Source organism: Lactococcus sp. bn62 (assembly GCF_029492705.2).
Classification (GTDB): Bacteria; Bacillota; Bacilli; order Lactobacillales; family Streptococcaceae; genus Lactococcus; species Lactococcus petauri.
Map to the genome: position 1 here is coordinate 1,581,683 of NZ_CP120417.1, position 18,273 is coordinate 1,599,955.

At 38.7% G+C, this 18,273-nt stretch carries 18 protein-coding genes and 3 pseudogenes; 1 reads left to right on the top strand and 20 read right to left on the bottom strand.

What is annotated here, in order from left to right; genetic code table 11:
- Positions 1 to 101: 101 nt before the first annotated feature.
- The 14 genes and pseudogenes from P3G65_RS08170 to pfkB all read right to left on the bottom strand — a co-directional run bounded on the left by P3G65_RS08170 (position 102) and on the right by pfkB (position 12,969).
- Positions 102 to 338 (bottom strand): hypothetical protein, encoded by a 237-nt coding sequence (locus P3G65_RS08170; protein ID WP_019291588.1) that lies wholly within the window; start codon positions 336 to 338, stop codon positions 102 to 104.
- 340 nt (positions 339 to 678) lie between these two features.
- Positions 679 to 1,653, bottom strand: a complete 975-nt coding sequence (nusB, locus tag P3G65_RS08175; protein ID WP_019291589.1) for a transcription antitermination factor NusB — start codon at positions 1,651 to 1,653, stop codon at positions 679 to 681.
- Positions 1,646 to 2,047: an Asp23/Gls24 family envelope stress response protein gene (locus P3G65_RS08180; RefSeq protein WP_003132981.1), complete on the bottom strand. Its 402-nt coding sequence runs from the start codon at positions 2,045 to 2,047 to the stop codon at positions 1,646 to 1,648. Before P3G65_RS08180 ends, nusB begins: the two co-directional genes overlap by 8 nt.
- Positions 2,048 to 2,135: 88 nt before the next feature.
- The gene (efp, locus tag P3G65_RS08185) at positions 2,136 to 2,693 is read right to left on the bottom strand and encodes an elongation factor P (protein WP_019291590.1); all 558 of its coding nucleotides are present in this window, start codon (positions 2,691 to 2,693) and stop codon (positions 2,136 to 2,138) included.
- Between the two features lie 156 nt (positions 2,694 to 2,849).
- On the bottom strand, positions 2,850 to 3,899 hold the full coding sequence (locus P3G65_RS08190; RefSeq protein ID WP_019291591.1) for a Xaa-Pro peptidase family protein: 1,050 nt from the start codon (positions 3,897 to 3,899) through the stop codon (positions 2,850 to 2,852).
- A 112-nt stretch (positions 3,900 to 4,011) separates the two neighbouring features.
- Positions 4,012 to 4,665, bottom strand: coding sequence for an HAD family phosphatase (locus tag P3G65_RS08195; RefSeq protein ID WP_019291592.1), 654 nt, complete (start codon positions 4,663 to 4,665; stop codon positions 4,012 to 4,014).
- A gap of 117 nt (positions 4,666 to 4,782) precedes the next feature.
- Positions 4,783 to 5,640, bottom strand: a complete 858-nt coding sequence (fba, locus tag P3G65_RS08200) for a class II fructose-1,6-bisphosphate aldolase (protein WP_019291593.1) — start codon at positions 5,638 to 5,640, stop codon at positions 4,783 to 4,785.
- 25 nt (positions 5,641 to 5,665) lie between these two features.
- Positions 5,666 to 6,595: a tagatose-6-phosphate kinase gene (lacC, locus tag P3G65_RS08205; protein ID WP_019291594.1), complete on the bottom strand. Its 930-nt coding sequence runs from the start codon at positions 6,593 to 6,595 to the stop codon at positions 5,666 to 5,668.
- Between the two features lie 14 nt (positions 6,596 to 6,609).
- Positions 6,610 to 6,930: pseudogene (gene agaS / locus P3G65_RS08210) on the bottom strand (tagatose-6-phosphate ketose isomerase); the annotation flags it as partial.
- 79 nt (positions 6,931 to 7,009) lie between these two features.
- Complete coding sequence (locus tag P3G65_RS08215) at positions 7,010 to 8,314, bottom strand: ISL3 family transposase (RefSeq protein ID WP_089202021.1); 1,305 nt, start codon at positions 8,312 to 8,314, stop codon at positions 7,010 to 7,012.
- A gap of 138 nt (positions 8,315 to 8,452) precedes the next feature.
- A pseudogene (locus P3G65_RS08220) lies at positions 8,453 to 9,295 on the bottom strand (SIS domain-containing protein); the annotation flags it as partial.
- Positions 9,296 to 9,449: 154 nt separating this feature from the next.
- A complete protein-coding gene (locus P3G65_RS08225) occupies positions 9,450 to 10,097 on the bottom strand; it encodes an HAD family phosphatase (RefSeq protein WP_019291596.1) in 648 nt (215 codons plus the stop codon).
- Position 10,098: 1 nt separating this feature from the next.
- Entirely contained in the window at positions 10,099 to 12,027 is a 1,929-nt protein-coding gene (locus P3G65_RS08230) for a fructose-specific PTS transporter subunit EIIC (RefSeq protein WP_019291597.1), read from the bottom strand.
- Positions 12,028 to 12,036: 9 nt separating this feature from the next.
- Entirely contained in the window at positions 12,037 to 12,969 is a 933-nt protein-coding gene (gene pfkB, locus P3G65_RS08235) for a 1-phosphofructokinase (protein WP_019291598.1), read from the bottom strand.
- Between the two features lie 154 nt (positions 12,970 to 13,123).
- Between pfkB and P3G65_RS08240 the strand changes: the two genes are divergently transcribed.
- On the top strand, positions 13,124 to 13,873 hold the full coding sequence (locus P3G65_RS08240; RefSeq protein WP_017370598.1) for a MurR/RpiR family transcriptional regulator: 750 nt from the start codon (positions 13,124 to 13,126) through the stop codon (positions 13,871 to 13,873).
- 39 nt (positions 13,874 to 13,912) lie between these two features.
- On the opposite strand, the gene P3G65_RS08245 is transcribed toward P3G65_RS08240, so the two are convergent.
- From P3G65_RS08245 to nagA, 6 genes and pseudogenes are all read right to left on the bottom strand, one after another.
- Positions 13,913 to 14,752, bottom strand: a complete 840-nt coding sequence (locus P3G65_RS08245; protein WP_014025198.1) for a PTS system mannose/fructose/sorbose family transporter subunit IID — start codon at positions 14,750 to 14,752, stop codon at positions 13,913 to 13,915.
- Positions 14,742 to 15,551, bottom strand: a complete 810-nt coding sequence (locus P3G65_RS08250; protein WP_019291599.1) for a PTS sugar transporter subunit IIC — start codon at positions 15,549 to 15,551, stop codon at positions 14,742 to 14,744. The genes P3G65_RS08245 and P3G65_RS08250 overlap by 11 nt, the downstream gene beginning before the upstream one ends.
- Positions 15,552 to 15,703: 152 nt before the next feature.
- Complete coding sequence (gene agaV, locus P3G65_RS08255) at positions 15,704 to 16,180, bottom strand: PTS N-acetylgalactosamine transporter subunit IIB (RefSeq protein ID WP_019291600.1); 477 nt, start codon at positions 16,178 to 16,180, stop codon at positions 15,704 to 15,706.
- 88 nt (positions 16,181 to 16,268) lie between these two features.
- Positions 16,269 to 16,544 carry a preprotein translocase subunit YajC gene (gene yajC / locus P3G65_RS08260; RefSeq protein ID WP_017370592.1) on the bottom strand — a complete coding sequence of 92 codons (276 nt, stop codon included), beginning with the start codon at positions 16,542 to 16,544 and terminating at the stop codon, positions 16,269 to 16,271.
- Complete coding sequence (locus tag P3G65_RS08265) at positions 16,545 to 16,967, bottom strand: PTS sugar transporter subunit IIA (protein ID WP_017370591.1); 423 nt, start codon at positions 16,965 to 16,967, stop codon at positions 16,545 to 16,547.
- 141 nt (positions 16,968 to 17,108) lie between these two features.
- Positions 17,109 to 18,257, bottom strand: a pseudogene (gene nagA, locus P3G65_RS08270) (N-acetylglucosamine-6-phosphate deacetylase).
- Positions 18,258 to 18,273 lie beyond the last annotated feature (16 nt).

The window sequence follows — 18,273 nt, forward strand, 5'->3', positions numbered from 1 at the left end:
TTGTTTATAAATTCAAGATTCTGATACATTTCTTATACAGCATCATCTTTAGTGTTCAAATTGACACGAGAAAACACTGCTTTTGACAGCAGTATTTCTTTTTAAATCTTATTTTCTACCTTGATTATCTTAAAATCCTGCCCTGATTTTGCTGGAAGGATAAGTTCATCAAGACAGTCTGCCAGTCGCTCAGTGAAAGAAACCTTTTGCAGAAAATGAATTTCTTTAAATGTTAGCTTGACTTCTGCATGTGTTGGATTAATAACGTAGACAAAAGCCTCGCAATCTGTGTAGCGAAAAATTCCTAAAACATCTCCTTGAAAAAACGTAAGCACCATTAATAGAGCTTATTCTAGGGCCTTGATTTCACCCAAAGAATTGAATTCCACTCTAACTTTTAACTTTTCTTTTGTATGTATAAGAATTAAAAATAAACTTTTTCTCATTTTACCTTAACTAGGAGAAAAGTTATTTTACAAACATTTCATCTCGTTATTAATTATAAAATTCTGAAAATTCGCAATAAAAAATTTGACACTTCTACTTCACTAGAAACGCTTTTATATCTTGGTATTTTCACATACTTTTATTATAGTATTTTACTATAAAATTTGCTAATATTAATATTAAATATCAAAAAAAAAGACACAGAAACGTAAATTTTCTGTGTCTTTTATTTTATTTTTTAATTAAATTAGTCAACATACCATTGATAAACTTACTTGATTTTTCATCACTGAAATCTTTAGTCAGTTCGATAGCCTCATCAATGGCAACCAAATCCGGTGTTTCAGTAAAGAGGATTTCATAGGCACCTAGACGAAGCAAGGCTTGCTCCACTGTTGTTAAGCGCGAGAAAGTCCAACCTTTTGCTAAATGCTCGGATAAAGCAGCATCAAGAACATTTTGTTTCTCTATGATGCCGTCCACCAATTCTGAAAAATAAGCGGGTGCTTCTACGGGTTCATCTGTATCGTTATCATAATTCAAAGCAAAAGTTTTGGCTTGAACTAAGATATCTTTAGAAGCTGTGGCAAATTTTGGCTCAGTCATCGCCAAAATTTCAGAAACTTCATTTTGAACCGTCAAAGGTTTGAAAAGATCAACTGTAATCTTTTCACGAACACTTGTATGAACATCAGAGAAAACTCGGTTGAAAACCTCTAATTTTTGCTCTGCTGTCTCTGATCGGAAACTTGCACGCAAGAAATCACGGACACGAACCGCAATATTTTCTTCTTCAAGTTCAATATTGAAAAGGCGTACCAAGTTCAGGTTCATGAAGACATCTTTGTACAAATCAATAGCTTCTTGATCTGTCATACGTTTCGTATAACCACCAAAATCACGAATAAAACTCAAAGCTTTGTAAACAGCTGTTTTTTCACGGTTTGGAATATCTAAAATTTCATAAATCTTATCAATTTCTTTTAATGGTTTTGTGAAAAAGCGTGGAAAATCACGTACTGTAATGCGTTCATCTTTGTAGGCAACATCAAAACGAATCGGTTTTGCCAACTCACGATTAATCTTTTCGACATTGTTCTTGAACTCTGTCAAAACCGTTTCTGACATTGCTTTTCTAATTTCGTATTCAAAAAGAGTTTGCACAGTGCGCTGACGAATGCTATGTTGCGTTAGCTTGTTAGGCATCAAAGAAACCCTCATCAAACAAATCTTCAAAGCTTGGTTTTGGTAATTTTTCAGGAACGATACCTACTACGTGGATGTTCACATCATCAATTACGATTTCTGTTGCTTGTTCAACTGCTTCTTTCACTTCTTTTTGAATATTCATAGCTACTTGTGGGACGTTGATACCGAAAGCCAAGTAAACATAGATGTTGACAACAACTTTGTCGTCTTTGCTTTCGATATAAACACCACGGCCTTCTGATTTTTTGCCGAGGCTATCTGAAAAATGCTTGTTGCGTAATGCATAAACACCATCGATTTTTGCAGTTGTGATACCGATAATTACTTCAAGAACTTCTGGTGCAATAACGATTTCACCAAGTTCTTCAGTATGAACAGTTGTATCTGCCATAGTTCTCTCCTCTATCTTTTCTTTTGTTTCTCCGTGGAGCAGGGCTTTTATAACTCCTCACCTTGTGGGAGAGCTAGCCCAAAACGGCTTATGCACGTTTAAGGTATTCACCTGTTTGTGTGTTGATTTCGAGTTTTGTTCCTGCTTCAACAAAGTCAGGGACGTTAACAACCAAGCCTGTTTCCATTGTTGCTGGCTTACCTGAACCTGTTACTGTTGCACCTTTGATAGAAGGTTGAGTTTCAGCGACTTCAAGGACAACAGTCGTTGGCAATTGAAGCCCGATGACTTCTGTACCGTAAAATTGGATTTTTACATCTGTATTTTCAAGGACATAGAGCAATTCTTCTTTAACTTGTTCAACAGGGATTTCATATTGATCATATGTTTCGTTGTTCATGAAGAAAGCTGTATCGTCCATTTGGTAAAGATATTGTGCAGGCACTGTATCAATCACAGCTTGTTCAAATTTGTCTTCTGGACGGTATGTATCGTCAAATGTAGAGCCTGAACGCACATCACGCAATTTCATACGCATGATTGTGTTACCTTTACCTGGTTTGTGGTGACTTGCTTCCATAACACGGAGGAGTTTGTCTCCGTTCAAAAATGTCATTCCGGCTTTGAGGTCTTTTGCTGCTACCATAATTATATATATCTCCTAGTGAATATTCTATTTACCGCCCAAAGAGGCAGCTTTTAACAATTCATTTTAGCACAAATTCACCCTTTTTTCAAATGTCTGTTTGTTTCCTTCAGACAAACTTTAGAGCAAATGAAGCTCTTGAAGCAAGAATTCAAATTAAAGAACGAGAAGTTCTTTCGGCGATTGGGTCAGTACCTGACAGCCCTCCTCAGTAATAAGCAAATCGTCTTCTATCCGTACACCACCAAAGTCAGGAATATAGATTCCTGGTTCATCCGTAACGACCATATTGGACATGAGTGCTCCTTTTGCTTTAGCACCAAAGTAAGGAATTTCATGTACATCTAAGCCTAAACCATGACCAATCCCATGTGTAAAGTGTCCTCCGTATGAGGCTGCTTCAATGACATCGCGTGGCACTTTGTCAAAGTCAGCAAGAGACATGCCTTCTTTTGCTTCTGCGATCAGAGCTTCATTTGCTTGACGTACTGTCTGATAGATTTCACGCATCTTCGGACTTGCTTCGCCAACAAAGACTGTTCTTGTCATGTCACTTGCATAATGATTATAATAACAGCCGAAATCAATGGTTACAGGATCCCCAAACTCAATCATTTTATGGGTTGCTACTCCATGTGGCAAACTGCTGCGTTTTCCTGAAGCAACGATTGTGTCAAAAGAGATGCCACTTGCGCCCATTTCTCGCATTTTAAAGTCAAGAAAATTAGCGACTTCTATTTCTGTTCTGCCTGGCTCGATATATCTCAATACAGCTTCAAAGGCCTTATCAGCAATTTGACAAGCTTTCTTGATTGTGGCGATTTCATCGACCTCTTTGATTTGGCGAAGCTCAGCTACAAAATTTGTCGTAGGAACAAGTTTCGCTTTCTTTAATTTTTCCGCTAATACACGATAAAATGCAAAATCAACTGTATCTTCAAAACCAATAGCTTGAAGGTCTTCAGCAAGGTCAGCAATTTCAGATAAGGCATCACGTGTCTGGATGATTTCAAACCCCGTAATCAATTGGCATGCAATTCCAATATAACGATCATCCGTCATAAAGTAGGAATGTTCTGCTGTCATGAAAATCGTTCCAGCTGTACCCGAAAAACCCGTCAAATAGTAGATGTTTTTCATATCAGTAAGGATTAAGCCATCTAAATTTTCTCGTGCTATTTTTTCTTTTAAGTTACTGATTCTCATTGATTTCTCCTTTTTAATTGGGATGTTTTCTTCTATTATAACAAAGTCTGAACTATAATATTGAATCTTTATCTAGAGAAAAAAGAACTCCTAAAAGCAGAAGTTCTTTCCTTTATTCTGATTCCGCCAACAAATTTTTGGCATCCGTAAGTGTCTCAATAAAACGGTCTGCTTGCTCTTGATTAATACCGAAATAGTTATCCTTAACTGCCCAAACAGTGGCTCCAGCCGCCTTACCAGCCATAATACCATAATGCGAATCTTCAATAATCAAGGTTTCTGAAGGTTCTACACCAAGCTTTTCCATAGCAGCCAGATAAATAGCTGGATTAGGTTTAGACTGCTCAAACTCGTCCTGCCCTGACAAGAAAAACTCAAAATACTGGCGTAAATCATGCGTATCCAAGACTTCAGCAATCTCATGACGACGAGAGCTTGAAGCTACGGCCATTTTATATCCCTTTTCTGAAAAGGTCTTCAAGGCGTCCGTAACACCAGGTAAAAGTAGCTCCTTATAAGGAATCGGAAATTGTGCATCGTAATCTAAGAATTCTTGGTGCACTTGCGCTGCATGCGCCTCTGTAAACTCATCACGTAATACTTTTGGCCACATGTCTTTCAAAACACTGCCGACAAAATCTTTTGGTGTTAAATGGCTAGCATCAATACCACTTTCAACGAAAAAGTTATCTAAAACCTTAGAGTGAAAACGTTCTGAATCTACCAAAACACCGTCCATATCAAATACAATTGCTTTAAATTTCATAGCTTTATTATAGCATAAGTAAGCGGTTATTTTTTATATTGAGATGTAATATATGAGGTATTGCTTATCTTGTTTTTTTATTTAGATATACTGAATCACTTAGATTACTGCGCACCATCACTCCTCAGCTTTTCCATCAGAACCAAGCACTTGAATTTTTTGTTTCACAAGTTCTTTGACTGCTTGTTTAGCTGCGGAGTTGTATTTTTTCGGATCTACGACTTTTTCATCTTCGGAGATGTAGGATTTGATAGCATTTGTGAAAACAGCGCGGAGTTCAGTGGCATAGTTAACTTTAGCAATGCCCATAGCAACAGCTTTTGAAACATCTTCGTCAGGGATCCCTGAAGTGCCGTGAAGGACCAATGGTACATCACCCGTTCTCGCTTTGACAGCCTCTAAGATATCATATTGTAACTTTGGTTCTGCTTTGTAAAAGCCGTGTGAGTTGCCGATACCAATAGCTAAAAAGTCAACATTTGTAGATTTGACAAATTTTTCAGCTTCTTCTGGATCGGTAAAAGCTACCGTCTCTGCATTATTGCCATCTTCTTTTCCACCAACAATACCTAGTTCAGCTTCTACTGGAATACCCATCGAATGTGCCATCTTGACCACTTCTTCGGTTATTGCGACATTTTCTTCAAATGGTTTTTTCGAAGCATCAATCATTACCGAGGTATAACCTGTACGCAAGCAACGTGCGACGCGTTCAAAATCATCACCATGATCAAGATGCATCACTACAGGCACTGAGACCTTGTCTGCTGCTGCTTTAACCATATGGTAGAACATTTCTGGGGGTGTCGTATTGAGCGTACCCGAAGTTGTTTGGACAATGACGGGGGCATTCATCTCTTGCGCTGCTTCTACGATTGCTTCCGCCATTTCCATATTTTCTGCATTAAAGGCCCCAATGGCATAGCCATTTTTAAATGCCTTTTCTATCATTTCTTTACTTTTTACAAGTACCATTTTTTCTCCTCTTCACGTCTTTGTTTTATATTTTTTCTACTTTGAGTTGATCAAACAAAGCTTGATAATTTGTCCGATTAATATAACCTGTCTTCGCCTCCTGCGCATTGAGCATGCCACATACATTAGCACCTTTCAAGGTATTCTCAACAGTTTCATTCTGGCTTATCCCATAAACAAGCCCTGCAACAGTCGCATCGCCGGATCCGACCGGATTTACTACATCTATTTTGGGGATTTGCACACGATAAAAGTCATTGGAAACTTTAGCAAATGCGCCTTCTTTTCCAAGAGAAACCACAATCCACTCAATACCGTTAAAAAGCCTATCCTGTAAACTTTCTTTGATATTTTCTAAGGTGACTTCCTTCCCTAACAAATCCGTCAACTCTTCCAAGTTGGGTTTGATTACACTTGGCTTATGTGGGTTTTTAAGCACTGCTTCAAGTGAGCGCCCCGAACAATCCAAAACAACTGTTTTCTCTTGCTTGTTGGCAATTGCGATAAGCTCAGAATAGAAAGTTTCCTGTAAGCCATCAGGCAGAGAACCAGAAATGGCAATTGCTTCAACTTCAGATAACATTGCTTTAAAATTTTCAATAAACTCTTCTGCTTCTTGCCTTAAAATCTGTGGTCCTTTTTCTAAAATCTCGGTCTGTTGTCCTTCGTGTAAAATCGCAATACAGTTGCGTGTCTTTCCAGAAATCTTAGTAAATCGACTATCAATGCCTTCACCTTTTAAGTTCTCGACAATCTCCGCACCTAAGATATCGTCAGCAAATCCTGTCGCCAAGACCTCTGCACCTAGTTCTTTCAGCACACGTGATACATTAAGCCCTTTACCACCAGCCGTTTTACCAACCTGTGCCACACGATTGACCGTATTTAAGTGAAAGGCTTCCAATGGATAAGAAATATCGATAGCAGGATTAAGTGTGACTGTTAAAATACTCATGGTTTACTGCTCTCCTATTTTTCCAGAGGATGGATAATCACACCTTTTACGACACGGTTCACTGTGCCTGATGCTGAAGGTGTATCAGGCGTATTTTTCACCAAAATTGAAGCATTCAAGGCAATGACATGAGCAAATGCAAATGCTGGGAAGACAAGATATGCTTCTTTAAGCTCTGGTACTTCCTTATACGTAAAACCTTCAGTAAGATTTTGTCCGATGACGACTGTTCGCTGAGCAATTGCATCACCGGCAACCTCTTTGTAGAGATCCAAATCATATTGACGTGTATAAGCGTTATTGGCAGCAAAGACGAAAACGACAGTATTTTGGCTCTTTGTCAAATCGGACTGATGAGTCGGATATATAAGATGATAAACTTGAGATTACTCTCAGATTTATCATCTTTTTTAGTTATTTAATTTTAATAAGGCCGTTTATCAAGAAAATTCTTATACGCATATTTGTAAATGAGTTGAATCCATAGGAAACTCTTTTAAGTGTTTTTATATGAGTGTTCTTAGCTTCAATTTTTCCATTGGAAAAATTATATTTAAGAGCGTTTCTAATACCTTCTTCATAGGAAATCAGATTTTCTATTTTATCTCTAAATTGTGTATCCAAGCTATCAGGTAGATTTTTCAATAGTTCGAAAAAGGAACGGTCATCTTTGTTTCTAAAGTGATACATTAATAAATGGAAAATGTCATAAGCTTCTTTTAGTTCAGAAGAAAATGAGAGTAGTCGATCAATCACCATAGATTCCGTTAAAAGATGGTACTTTGGAGAAGGAAAACTTCTCCAAGTTTTGAACTCTGAAATGGAAATATTTGTTTGATTTTTTAGAAGTAATTTCCAGTTTGATTTTAATTTATTTGCTTTTGACTTTTTCTTATTGGTAATTAATCTCTTCATTTCTCGGACTCTAAAATCATTAAAAGCGGTGTTCAAATGCTTCACAATATGGAACCTATCAATGATTAATTTAGCAGTAGGAAAGACATTTTTAGTTAATTGAAAGTAAGCAGCATTCATATCTGTTACTAAAAATTTAACTTTTTCCCTTTCCTCCAACGGAGAGCGATTGAAGTAAGGGATTATTTTATCTAATTTCCTACTAGGTAAAATATCTACTAATTCACCTGTTTCTCCATCAGCACATATGAAGCTCATTTTATCTTCATAACTAGCGTGAGATCTAAACTCATCTACCATTAAAACTTCTGGAAAACTCCGTGGTTTAAGTTGTTGCGGGAGTTGTGATTCAACTGACTTAAGAACTCTTAAAACTGTAGTTAATGAAACGTGGCATTGTTTAGCTATAAATGTCATAGAGATTTTCTCAGTTAATAATTCTAAAATTTTCAAAGTAATAAATTTACTGATATGACAGTTTTTTTCAACAATAGAACACTGTGCCGTCCAATTGTGCGAACAGCTTTTACAATGGAATCGTTGTTTCTTCAGTTTTAAAATAGTGGGCATATTTTGATAAGAATCTAACTGAATAGTTACTTCCTTTTTTCCATTTCTAACAACTACACTTTTCCCTTCATTATCAACAATAGTTGAACCACAGTTCCTACAAGCCGAAGGCATGGGAGAATAGACTCCAAAGATAACTAAAGTGTTCTTCCCTTTAATTTTATATTCCTCCGTATTTGTTAAATCTAAATGTTCATCTGTAATTCGTAGCATTTTTTTGATATGATTATTCAAGACATGTCGTCCTTTCTATCTTAGATTTTTGGTCGTACTTAAATTTTACTAGATAGACGACATGTTTTATATTTAAATAAACTAAAAAAGGACTGATGAATCAAAATTTGATTCATCAGTCCTTTAAATTATAGAGCCAGTATTTTCATTAATGAAAGATTTAGGTCCATGACGGAAGCCCATCGAGCTGTCAAACATGGTTGCTATTTTTCCTGCTGTTAATTCCAAAACCTTGAGTTGAGCTTCACGTACAAAACCTGAAAGTGTACTTGAGCCCACGTAAACCATACGGTCTGTATCGTCATTTAAAAAACTTACAATTTCCGTTTCTCGCTGAAAAACATCTGCAGCTAAATCCGCGGCAACGCTGACCTGCTTTTCTTTTTCCGAAAGGTCTTCTGTTGAAAAAATAAGCGTTGATAAAAGCGTCATTGAACTGCATGAGCCTGTCATTGCAAACCCTTTATCGTTAGACTCATCTGGCAAGATACAAGTCAACGCATTTTCCATGGTGAGGGCTTGCTGAGCGAGCTTGCCTTCTTTGGCGCAAGTAATTACCAACTGATAACTGTCTTGGACTAGCTCTTCTACAATATTGACTGCTGCAACAGATTCAGGGGAGTTTCCACTGCGTGCAAATGAAACCAACAAGGTCGGTGTATTCTGCTCCAACGTAGCTTGTGGGGCTGCTACGATATCCGTTGTTCCGATTGATTCAAAACGGAAATGTTCCGTATCTCCCAGCTCAATTAAACTTTTAAGTACGGTGTCACCCACATACTGCGAGCTACCTGCCCCAGTAAAAATTACTCGGATAAAGCCATGTTTTTCGATAAGTTTTGCTAAGAAAGCATCAATCTCTGTTTTTCTTTCTGCGTATTCTCCGAAAACCTTGCGCCATAAGTCTGGTTGCCCTAAAGTTTCTTTAACGGTGATAGCCGCACCTAGTTCTTTGACTCGTTCTTCTGGTAATTGAAGCATATTATTCCCTCGATTTCTATTTTTCTTTAAGCTTATGGTATCTATTATAAGGTGATAACCATAGGAAAATTTTCCAAATGGCACTTTACCAAAATGGAAATTTTTCCTGATTTCAAGGGAATGTTTCAATGCTCCATAGAATTATTTTGTCACATCATGAAAAACCAAGAAGTTCCAATACTTCAGTTAAATGCTCAACACGTCTGTCTGCATGACTCTGGTCACTATCAAATCGTTGATCTCTAATCGCCCAAATGGTTGCTCCCACTGCTTTTCCCGCTGCAATACCATTGGGTGAATCTTCAATGACAAGCACATCAGATGCTCTGGCATTCAACTGCTTCATGGCAGACAAATAAACGGCAGGATGGGGCTTAGACTCTGGAAAATCTTCGCCAGATGAAATAACCTCAAAATATTTACGAAGATTATGTGTATCAAGAACTTCTGCAATTTCATCGTGTGACGAACTTGTGGCTAAACCAATCTTTAGTTTTGTTTCAGACAAGCGTTGCAGGACAACTTTCACATCAGGAAACAGCATTTCCTCGATGGGAAAATGGCTACTCTTTTTATAGGTGAAGAACTCTTTTTGTAACCTTGCCGCATCTTTCTTATCAAAATCTTCTCCCAAAATGAACGGCCACAAGTCTCTCAGAGGGCGACCTAAAAGCTCACGGCGATTTAGATGTGCTATCGGAATGCCCTTTTTATCGAAAAAGGCATCAAATACTTGGGCATAATGATACTCCGTATCGATTAAAACACCGTCCATATCAAAGATAATCGTATTAAAGCTCATCTTATACTCCTGCATATACAAGGCTTTCTGAAGCTTCCTCACTATTTTCAACTAGTTTTTGGTTAATGATTGACACAATCTCCGCTTGGCTGTCCGCTGCTTTTAGCTGATCTATCACCGCAGGTATCATGAGCATTTTCGCAACAGAAGAGAGCAATTGTAGATGTGCCGTACCTTTTTGATGTTTGGGTATAAAAAGTCCAATGATAAAAGTAATTGGTTGACCATCTAAGCTATCCCAAGCAATACCTTTCTCATTTTTTACAATAATCAAACTGGCTTTATTAATATTTGACGATTTAGCATGCGGTATGGCAAAGCCGTCCATCATTCCTGTAGTTCCTTCGAGTTCACGCGCCACTAACTTTTCCTTGATTTCTTCCTTGTCTGTGGCGATTCCTCGTTGGATTGTTTTTTCTGCTAAAAAGTCGAACATCTCATCTCGTGTATTGAATGTCTGATGGAGAAAGACATCATTTTCAGAAAGGAATGCAGAGGGAGCTAGAATTTCTTCAGTGGCTAATTCTTTATTTTCACGTTTTTCCTTCTCCCAGCGTCGTTTTTGATAGAGGCCAAGTAAAATTCCACCTACTGCCGAACCAATCAAAATTGATAAAACCCATTGGAAAGCACCTGTGACAACAGGTAAAACAAGAAATCCTCCATGTGGCGCAGGAACCTTTACTCCGAAAAGATAAGTTAAAATTGAAGCGATTGAAGAACCCACCATAAAAATAGGCAAAATAATCAAGGGATTTTTGGCTGCAAAAGGAATTGCGCCCTCAGTGATATGTGTGGAACCTAAGATGAGGTTCACAATCCCTGCATTACGTTCTTCAGTATTGTAATACTTTCTAAATACAAGCGTTGCAATACTTGTAATCAATGGCGGCGCAATACAAGCAGCTGACACACCTGCCATAAAGGAGTAATTCCCTTGAGCTAAGAGCGCTGTACCTGTAACATAGGCAGCTTTGTTGATCGGACCTCCCATATCAAAGGCACACATTGAACCAACAATAAGTCCTAAAACAATCGGGTTACTGTTTTCAAATCCAGCCAAGAAATTCATCATAGCTTGATTGATGGCTTCCATAGGAGCTGCCAACAAATACATAGCTATTCCGACAATTGCGACTCCTAGAACCGGTAAAATAAAGACAGCTTTTAATCCATCAAGAGATTTGGGCATCTTACGCAAGAGTTTTTGAAGGAAAAGAATTAAGTAACCCGCTAAGAAACCTGATAGAATTCCTCCTAAGAAACCTGCACCACCTGCATTTGCTACGATACCACCAATCAAACCTGCGACAAGCGCGGGACGCTTAGCAATGCTTTCAGCAATGAAAGCTGACAATATTGGCACCATCATTCCCATAGCTTGCCCGCCAATATCATTGATCATCGCTGCTGTGGCATTATATGTAGCATGATCTGGTTCTGCAGAATGGATCCCCCAAACTGCAAAAGAAATTGCAATCAAAACACCACCAGCAACAACGAAAGGCAGCATATGCGAGACACCGTTCATAAGGTTTTTGTAGATGCTGTGCCCAATTTTAGATACATCTGGTGCTGTTGAGGTATTTTCCCTAGTCGTTGTACCGTCCTTGATTTTTCCTTTCCCAGCTAATGCTTCCTTAATCAAGTGGTCCGCCTCTTTAATCCCTGCTGAAACAGAAACTTCAATGACCCGTTTTCCAGCAAAACGCTCAGCATGGACATCTTTATCGGCTGCAATAATTACAGCTTCTGCATGACGAATGTCCTCGTTTGTCAATTCATTTTCTACACCAATCTGTCCATGTGTTTCTACCTTGATTGATACACCTGCTTTTTTTGCCGCCGCTTCTAAAGCTTCCTGTGCCATAAACGTGTGTGCTATCCCTGTTGGACAACCTGTTGCAGCGATTATTTTATAGTTTCCCATAAATCCTCCTTATAGTTTATTCATAGTTTCAGTAACAGTAATTTGTTTCATCAGCTGTGGAACATCGGAAAAATCAGTCAAGCCTTTTTGAAAAGCTGTAGAAGAGCCAGCTGCAATTGCTAATTGCAAATTTTTTCCGATAGCTTCATTTTTGATTATTCCGGCTAAGAAAGTTCCAAGCAAGCTATCGCCTGCACAAGCTGTGTTGACAACTTCTCCTTGCGGAGCATTTACAGATAAGATTTGGTCCGAATTGATAAACAAGGCACCTTTTTCCCCAAAGGAAATCAAAACATTTTGCGCACCTTGCTCTACCAATTTTTTACCGTAATAGATTACATCTTCTGGCGTTTTTAGCTCCACATTAAACCAGTGCGCCAGTTCCTCATCATTGGGTTTAAGCAAGAAAGGTTTGTAAGACAAAGTATCCAGTACTTCTGCATAGCTGGTATCAATAATGAGTCTCACCTTGTTTTCTTGACAGATCGCTGCAATCTCTTTTAAGAGTATGGGTGGAACTCCTTCAGAAAAACTGCCAGATAAACAGAGGTAGTCCCCCTCTCTGAGTTGGTGTACTTGCTTTAAAAACATTTCTACTTGTTCAGATGTAACTTTTGGCCCTTTATTGACTAGCTTATACTCCAGATTTTCTTTTTTTACATGTGTAAAGACATTGATTCTGGTTATACCGTCAACTTCGATAAAGTCTGTGTAAATGCCTTCATTTCGGAGCGTGTCATCGATGAAATTTCCGGTAAACCCAGCCTTAAAACCAAGTGCTGTACTTGTCACTCCGAGTTGCTGCAAGATCAAAGAAACATTGACACCTTTTCCATTGGCTTGAACATCATACTCTTCTGTACGATTCACTATTTTAGGAGACATCTCCTGGGTGTCAATAAACAGATCAATTGCTAAATTTAGTGTAGCTGTGTAGATCATTGAACACCTCACTTTCTTTTTATCATAGTATTATCATAGCGTATTATTTATGTACCCGCTTACAAATTTTGGATATTTCTGAAAAACGTTACACTTCTATTTTTAATTTTGCTATACTTAGAGTAATAAATCTTAGAAAACGGGGAGGTTTACTGTGAGTACTAAACTAAGCGACTCTGAGCAATATTTATGGAATTATATTGAGCGTAATATTATAGAAATCCCTAACTATTCCATCGCCGAATTAAGTGTTGAAGCTGCTGTTTCAACAGCAACAATTGTGCGTACACTAAAGAAAAAAGGGTATTCTGGATATGCCGACTTCAAGTATAAACTCAAAGAGCGAAGAAAGTTGCATGAAGATTTTTCCCAGTTTGATCAAGAAGATGAAGGTATTCGTCTCGTCATTACCAAAAATGAGCAAGAAGTCATGCGCACCATCTCAATGATTAATATCCAGAAACTTGAAGAAGCAATTCGAATTATCACTGCTTCAAGACGGCTCATTTTATTTGCCCGTGGTTTTTCAGAAATGGTTGCCCAAGAGATGATGATCAAGTTTCAGCTTACAGAAAAATACTGTGAACTCTTTACAGACCCTGAAATCATTAAAATCATGAGTAAAAAATTATCCCCCGAAGACGCTGTCCTTTTCATATCTTTAAATGGCGAAACTCCAGAATTGGTAAATGCTGCACAAAATTGTCAACAACACAATATTGCAACACTTCTCCTTACGACAGCGGGTGAATCCACGCTGACCTCCCTATCTGATGTTGCTCTAGTTGGTTTTAAATCAGATGGCTCCTTTTTCCCAGACTATGAAGTACGCTCACGACTTCCTCTGACTATTCTTTCACGAATTTTGCTTGACTCTTATGCTTTAAGAAAAAAAGAAATATAAAAAAGTAAGTGTCTTTGTCCCACACTTACTTTTTTATATTTACGGCCAGATTGAAGGCCAGATACCTATTCCTGAGCCAAGGATGCCAAGGCAGAGGAGTAAAAGAATACAACGGATAGGTGTCCATTTGTGCTTCTGCATGAGATAGAACAAAAGTAAAGTTAATCCTAGCGGCAACATTGATGGCAAGATACCATCTAAGATGGATTGAATATTAATTTCAGCTTCACCATTTGGAATGACAATGTTTACTGAAGTAGCTCCCATAGCTGAAGTCAATGCCCCCACTACGAAAATACCAAGGATAGAAGCTGCGCGTGTAAATTCTTTTGCATTAGCAGTCATGATGCTGATAGCATCTGTTCCTTTTCGGTAAGACCAATGCATCAGGAAGTAACGCAAGCCGAACTGTACAGCATTGAAAATAAAGAGGAAGATGAACGGTGCTGCGATATTTCCCGCAATCGCCATATTGGCTGTTATCCCTGCCGTAATTGGTACAAGCGTGAACCAGAAGAGTGCATCACCAATCCCTCCAAGTGGTCCCATCGCTGCAACACGAACGGCACGTATCGTCTGAATATCTGTTTTATTTTGCTCAAGTGAAAGCACGATCCCCATTACAAAGTTAACCAAAAATGGGTGTGTGTTGAAAAACTCTAAATTGTGCGCCATTGAAGCTGAAAGGTCTTTTTTGTCCGTGTGGATTTTTTCCAAACCGGGCAAGATCGAGTAGAGCCATCCACCGGCTTGCATCCGTTCATAGTTAAAAGATGCTTGGAGGTAAACGGAGCGCCAAACCATTTTGTTGAGTGTTTTTTTATCAAGTTGTGGTGCTGGCGTTTGGTTAGAATAATTATCAGGAATATTAAATACCATCTTCATAATCTCCTTCACTAGCTGGTGCTGCTGCAGCTGCTGCTTTGAGTTTTGTATTCATTTGGAAATCCCAGTAGGCGAATGCAAAACCAATTACGGCGAGTAAAAGTAACGCTGGACCTTTGAGCGCTTCAATACCGGTAACAATAACAGCAAGCACGAAGCCTAGGAAGTAGAAGCCCCAAAGTTCTTTTGAAACCATAACTTTAATCAAGATTGCAAAACCGACATAACGCATCATGTTTCCGGATGCACCGAGTCCACACATAAGCCAGGCTGGAATAGCATTTACTACTGTATCTCCAAAGGCTTTCCCTCCAATAAAGAAGAGCGTTACGACAATACCAAAGATTGTTCCGAGTGCACACATCGCTAGCCAGTTAATTTTCGCGATTCCGGCTGGGTTTGCTTCTTCTGCATATTTATCCGCTACACCCATTACCGGTGCCATAACTGTGAAGATCAAGGTTACACCATATTGACCTAGCAATGAGAATGGGATAGCAGTGGCAACGGCTGCTGCGGGCTGGAGACCCAGAGTGATAGCCAAGACTGTTGCCATAATACCACCGATAACCGCATTTGGTGGTTGAGCCCCACCAACCGGCATATTACCAATAGTCATCAGTTGATAAGTACCACCAACAATCAAACCGGTTTGAACATCACCGAGAATAAGGCCGATAACCAAACCGGTGACAATAGGCTGGTACAAAGATTGAAGTAAACTAAATTGGTCAATGGCAACGACAAAAGTCACTGCAAAGATCAAAATAATCTGAAAAATGGAAGCATCCATAAGTTTTTCTCCTTATATTTTTTTGTTGGATTTTAACCAAAAAATTGAGAGCCTATAATATCAATACGAGAAAAATAAATTCACTTGACAATAAATACTCTATTTTCTTGCAAAATCCTCTTGTTACCAAAATTAGAAATGTATCACGAGTATCATTTGAAGAGCTTATCTAATGGCTCTATTGCTGTCGTTGGCACGCGCTGTATCTCAAGCTCAACACCAAGTCCTTTCAGTTTCTTAAATGCTGCCACATCATCGTCATCCACGGCGATAACAGTTGCAACTTGACGTTTTCCTTCTGACATGTGCATATTACCGATATTCACTTTTTTAATGGGTACACCACCTTCAACAAGACGTAATACATCTTGGGGATTTTCACAGATAATAAAAATCAATTGGCGATCAGCAGCTTTACTAATAATATCAATCGTTTTTTGGAGACTAAAATAGCGTGTCGCAACTCCAGTCGGTGCGGCCATATCCATCAGTGCTTGACGCTGTGGATTGCTTGCCACATCATCATTTGCGACAAGCAAAAGGTTGGAGCCGACAAAGCTGTTCCACTGTGTGGCAACTTGACCATGAATCAAGCGATTGTCAATACGAGTAAGTAAAATATTTGGCATAAAAATAACCTTTCTTAATAAAGAATAGGAAGCTCTTTGTTCTACTCAAATTTTATTTAACATCCTAGAAGATAGGGAAATGAACGTTTTACAATATCTGCGTGATGGCATAACGTGAAACTCTAATCACCAACTTATCCGCAAGCTTTATGCGGCAGAATTCTTCATCTAAATCAGTAACCACTCCTGTCAAGCCGCCACTAAACATGACCTCACTCCCTACGGCAAGAGTCTGATGCAGCTCGGCGATAACTTTTTTTCGCTTGCTAAACTGCAGACCACTAACAATGCTATAAAAAGCACCGCCTAGAAGAATAAAACCAATAAAGACAAGTGAACTGTTGATAATAAATTGTGCCGTCATTTAAATGCCATCGCTTTCTTCAACTTCTAGCATTTTTTTGCCGAGCGCTAAGTCAAGAGTGACACCATCTTTAGCTGTAGAAACAGACAAATCAAGTATTAAATCACCCTCTGTTTCCATCATTCCTTGAGAAACAAACTCAATCAGCATCGGAAGATTCGTACCCGTAAAAATATGCACGTTCTCACTATCTCCTTTAGCTATCATTGCTTTATTAAAAGGTGTCCCTCCAAGTAGATCCGTAAAAATGGCTACTTCTTCACCATTTTTACAAAAATTATTTAAAGCCTCTTGATACTCTTCAAGGTTTGTTGCTTCATCAAAAGTAAGTGTGATTAAGTCTGCCTGTGGTCCGGTAATTAATTCAACCGCACTCTTCATACCTTCTGCAAAATGCGCATGCCCAGAAATTAAAGCTTTCATCATTTCTCCTTGTCTTCTCAATTTAGTTTTATTATAAGCTATGAATTATAGGAAATTTTTCCAAATAAGTCCTATATTTTTGGTAAATTTTCCTGAATTAACCGCTTACAACTATGTTTTGTCTTTATATACTTTCGCGTTTTAAGACGACATGACCTGTTCACCATTGACGTAGACTTCTGAAAGTTCCATATTGGACTTTAAAACGATAAAGTCAGCATTATAGTTTTCTTTAATTTGACCACAGCGGTCATCAATATTAACAGACTTGGCAGCAGTTAAGGTCGCCATCATAAGAGGTTCCTCCGGTGTTGCAATTCCCCAATCTACTATGTTTTTAACCGCATCCTTTAACATGAGGATAGAACCAGCCAAACTATTTCCTTCTTTAAGATGAGCAGCGCCTCCTTCAACACGTACAGGAAATTCTCCCAACATGTAATCTCCATCGGGCATTCCTGCAGCACGCATCGCATCGGTAATCAGGACCGTGTGCGATGCTCCCTTACTTTGAATTAATATTTTAGCCGCTGTCGGATGAACATGATGTCCGTCACAGATAAGCTCGGCATATGTATTCGGAAGGCTCAGTGCCGCACCAACCATTCCGGGTTCCCGATGGTTAAAGGGACTCATGCCATTAAATGTATGGACAAAGACAGTAGCACCTGCTTCTACTGCTGCTGTTGCTTGAGCTAAAGTAGCGTTAGAGTGTCCCAAAGCAACCGTGATTCCTCGATTTGTCAAAGCTCGGATAAATTCGATACTTCCTTCTCTTTCAGGTGCAACGGCTATTTTTCGAATCATACCATGCGCTGCTTGGTTCCAATTTTCAAATTCTTCCACATTTGGATCTGTCATATAAGCGGGATTTTGCGCACCTTTATGTTGAGTAGTAAAGTATGGTCCTTCAAAGAAAAGACCTTGTATTTTGGCCCCTGTAACTGCTGGTTTATAATTTCCAACTACTTCGCAGACTTCTCTAAGGCGCTCATGTTTCCCTGTTAATGGTGTAGCTATCCAAGAAGTTACACCCCCTCTAAGTAAACTCTGACTCATCTTATCAAGCAACTCTGACTATCCGTCCATCACATCTGCGCCATCGAAACCATGTATATGTGTATCCACCAATCCTGGCGCAATCCAGTATCCTGTATAATCTTTGACCTCAGCATCTTCAGGAACTTCTTGCATGTGTTTGCCAAATTTACCCGCTTTAATTTCTAAATAGCCACCACTGAGCGTTTGATAAGGATAAAAAAATTTATCTGCTTTAATATAGTAAGTCATGCCTTACCTCCATTTA

Coding starts and splice junctions, on each gene's coding strand:
- nusB (WP_019291589.1), bottom strand. CDS start 1,653: ATGCCTAACAAGCTAACGCAACATAGCATTCGTCAGCGCACTGTGCAA.
- P3G65_RS08195 (WP_019291592.1), bottom strand. CDS start 4,665: ATGAAATTTAAAGCAATTGTATTTGATATGGACGGTGTTTTGGTAGAT.
- lacC (WP_019291594.1), bottom strand. CDS start 6,595: ATGAGTATTTTAACAGTCACACTTAATCCTGCTATCGATATTTCTTAT.
- P3G65_RS08250 (WP_019291599.1), bottom strand. CDS start 15,551: ATGGATGCTTCCATTTTTCAGATTATTTTGATCTTTGCAGTGACTTTT.
- P3G65_RS08245 (WP_014025198.1), bottom strand. CDS start 14,752: ATGGTATTTAATATTCCTGATAATTATTCTAACCAAACGCCAGCACCA.
- P3G65_RS08225 (WP_019291596.1), bottom strand. CDS start 10,097: ATGAGCTTTAATACGATTATCTTTGATATGGACGGTGTTTTAATCGAT.
- pfkB (WP_019291598.1), bottom strand. CDS start 12,969: ATGATCTACACAGCTACACTAAATTTAGCAATTGATCTGTTTATTGAC.
- P3G65_RS08230 (WP_019291597.1), bottom strand. CDS start 12,027: ATGGGAAACTATAAAATAATCGCTGCAACAGGTTGTCCAACAGGGATA.
- fba (WP_019291593.1), bottom strand. CDS start 5,640: ATGGTACTTGTAAAAAGTAAAGAAATGATAGAAAAGGCATTTAAAAAT.
- yajC (WP_017370592.1), bottom strand. CDS start 16,544: ATGACGGCACAATTTATTATCAACAGTTCACTTGTCTTTATTGGTTTT.
- P3G65_RS08190 (WP_019291591.1), bottom strand. CDS start 3,899: ATGAGAATCAGTAACTTAAAAGAAAAAATAGCACGAGAAAATTTAGAT.
- agaV (WP_019291600.1), bottom strand. CDS start 16,180: ATGCCAAATATTTTACTTACTCGTATTGACAATCGCTTGATTCATGGT.
- P3G65_RS08265 (WP_017370591.1), bottom strand. CDS start 16,967: ATGAAAGCTTTAATTTCTGGGCATGCGCATTTTGCAGAAGGTATGAAG.
- P3G65_RS08170 (WP_019291588.1), bottom strand. CDS start 338: ATGGTGCTTACGTTTTTTCAAGGAGATGTTTTAGGAATTTTTCGCTAC.
- efp (WP_019291590.1), bottom strand. CDS start 2,693: ATGGTAGCAGCAAAAGACCTCAAAGCCGGAATGACATTTTTGAACGGA.
- P3G65_RS08180 (WP_003132981.1), bottom strand. CDS start 2,047: ATGGCAGATACAACTGTTCATACTGAAGAACTTGGTGAAATCGTTATT.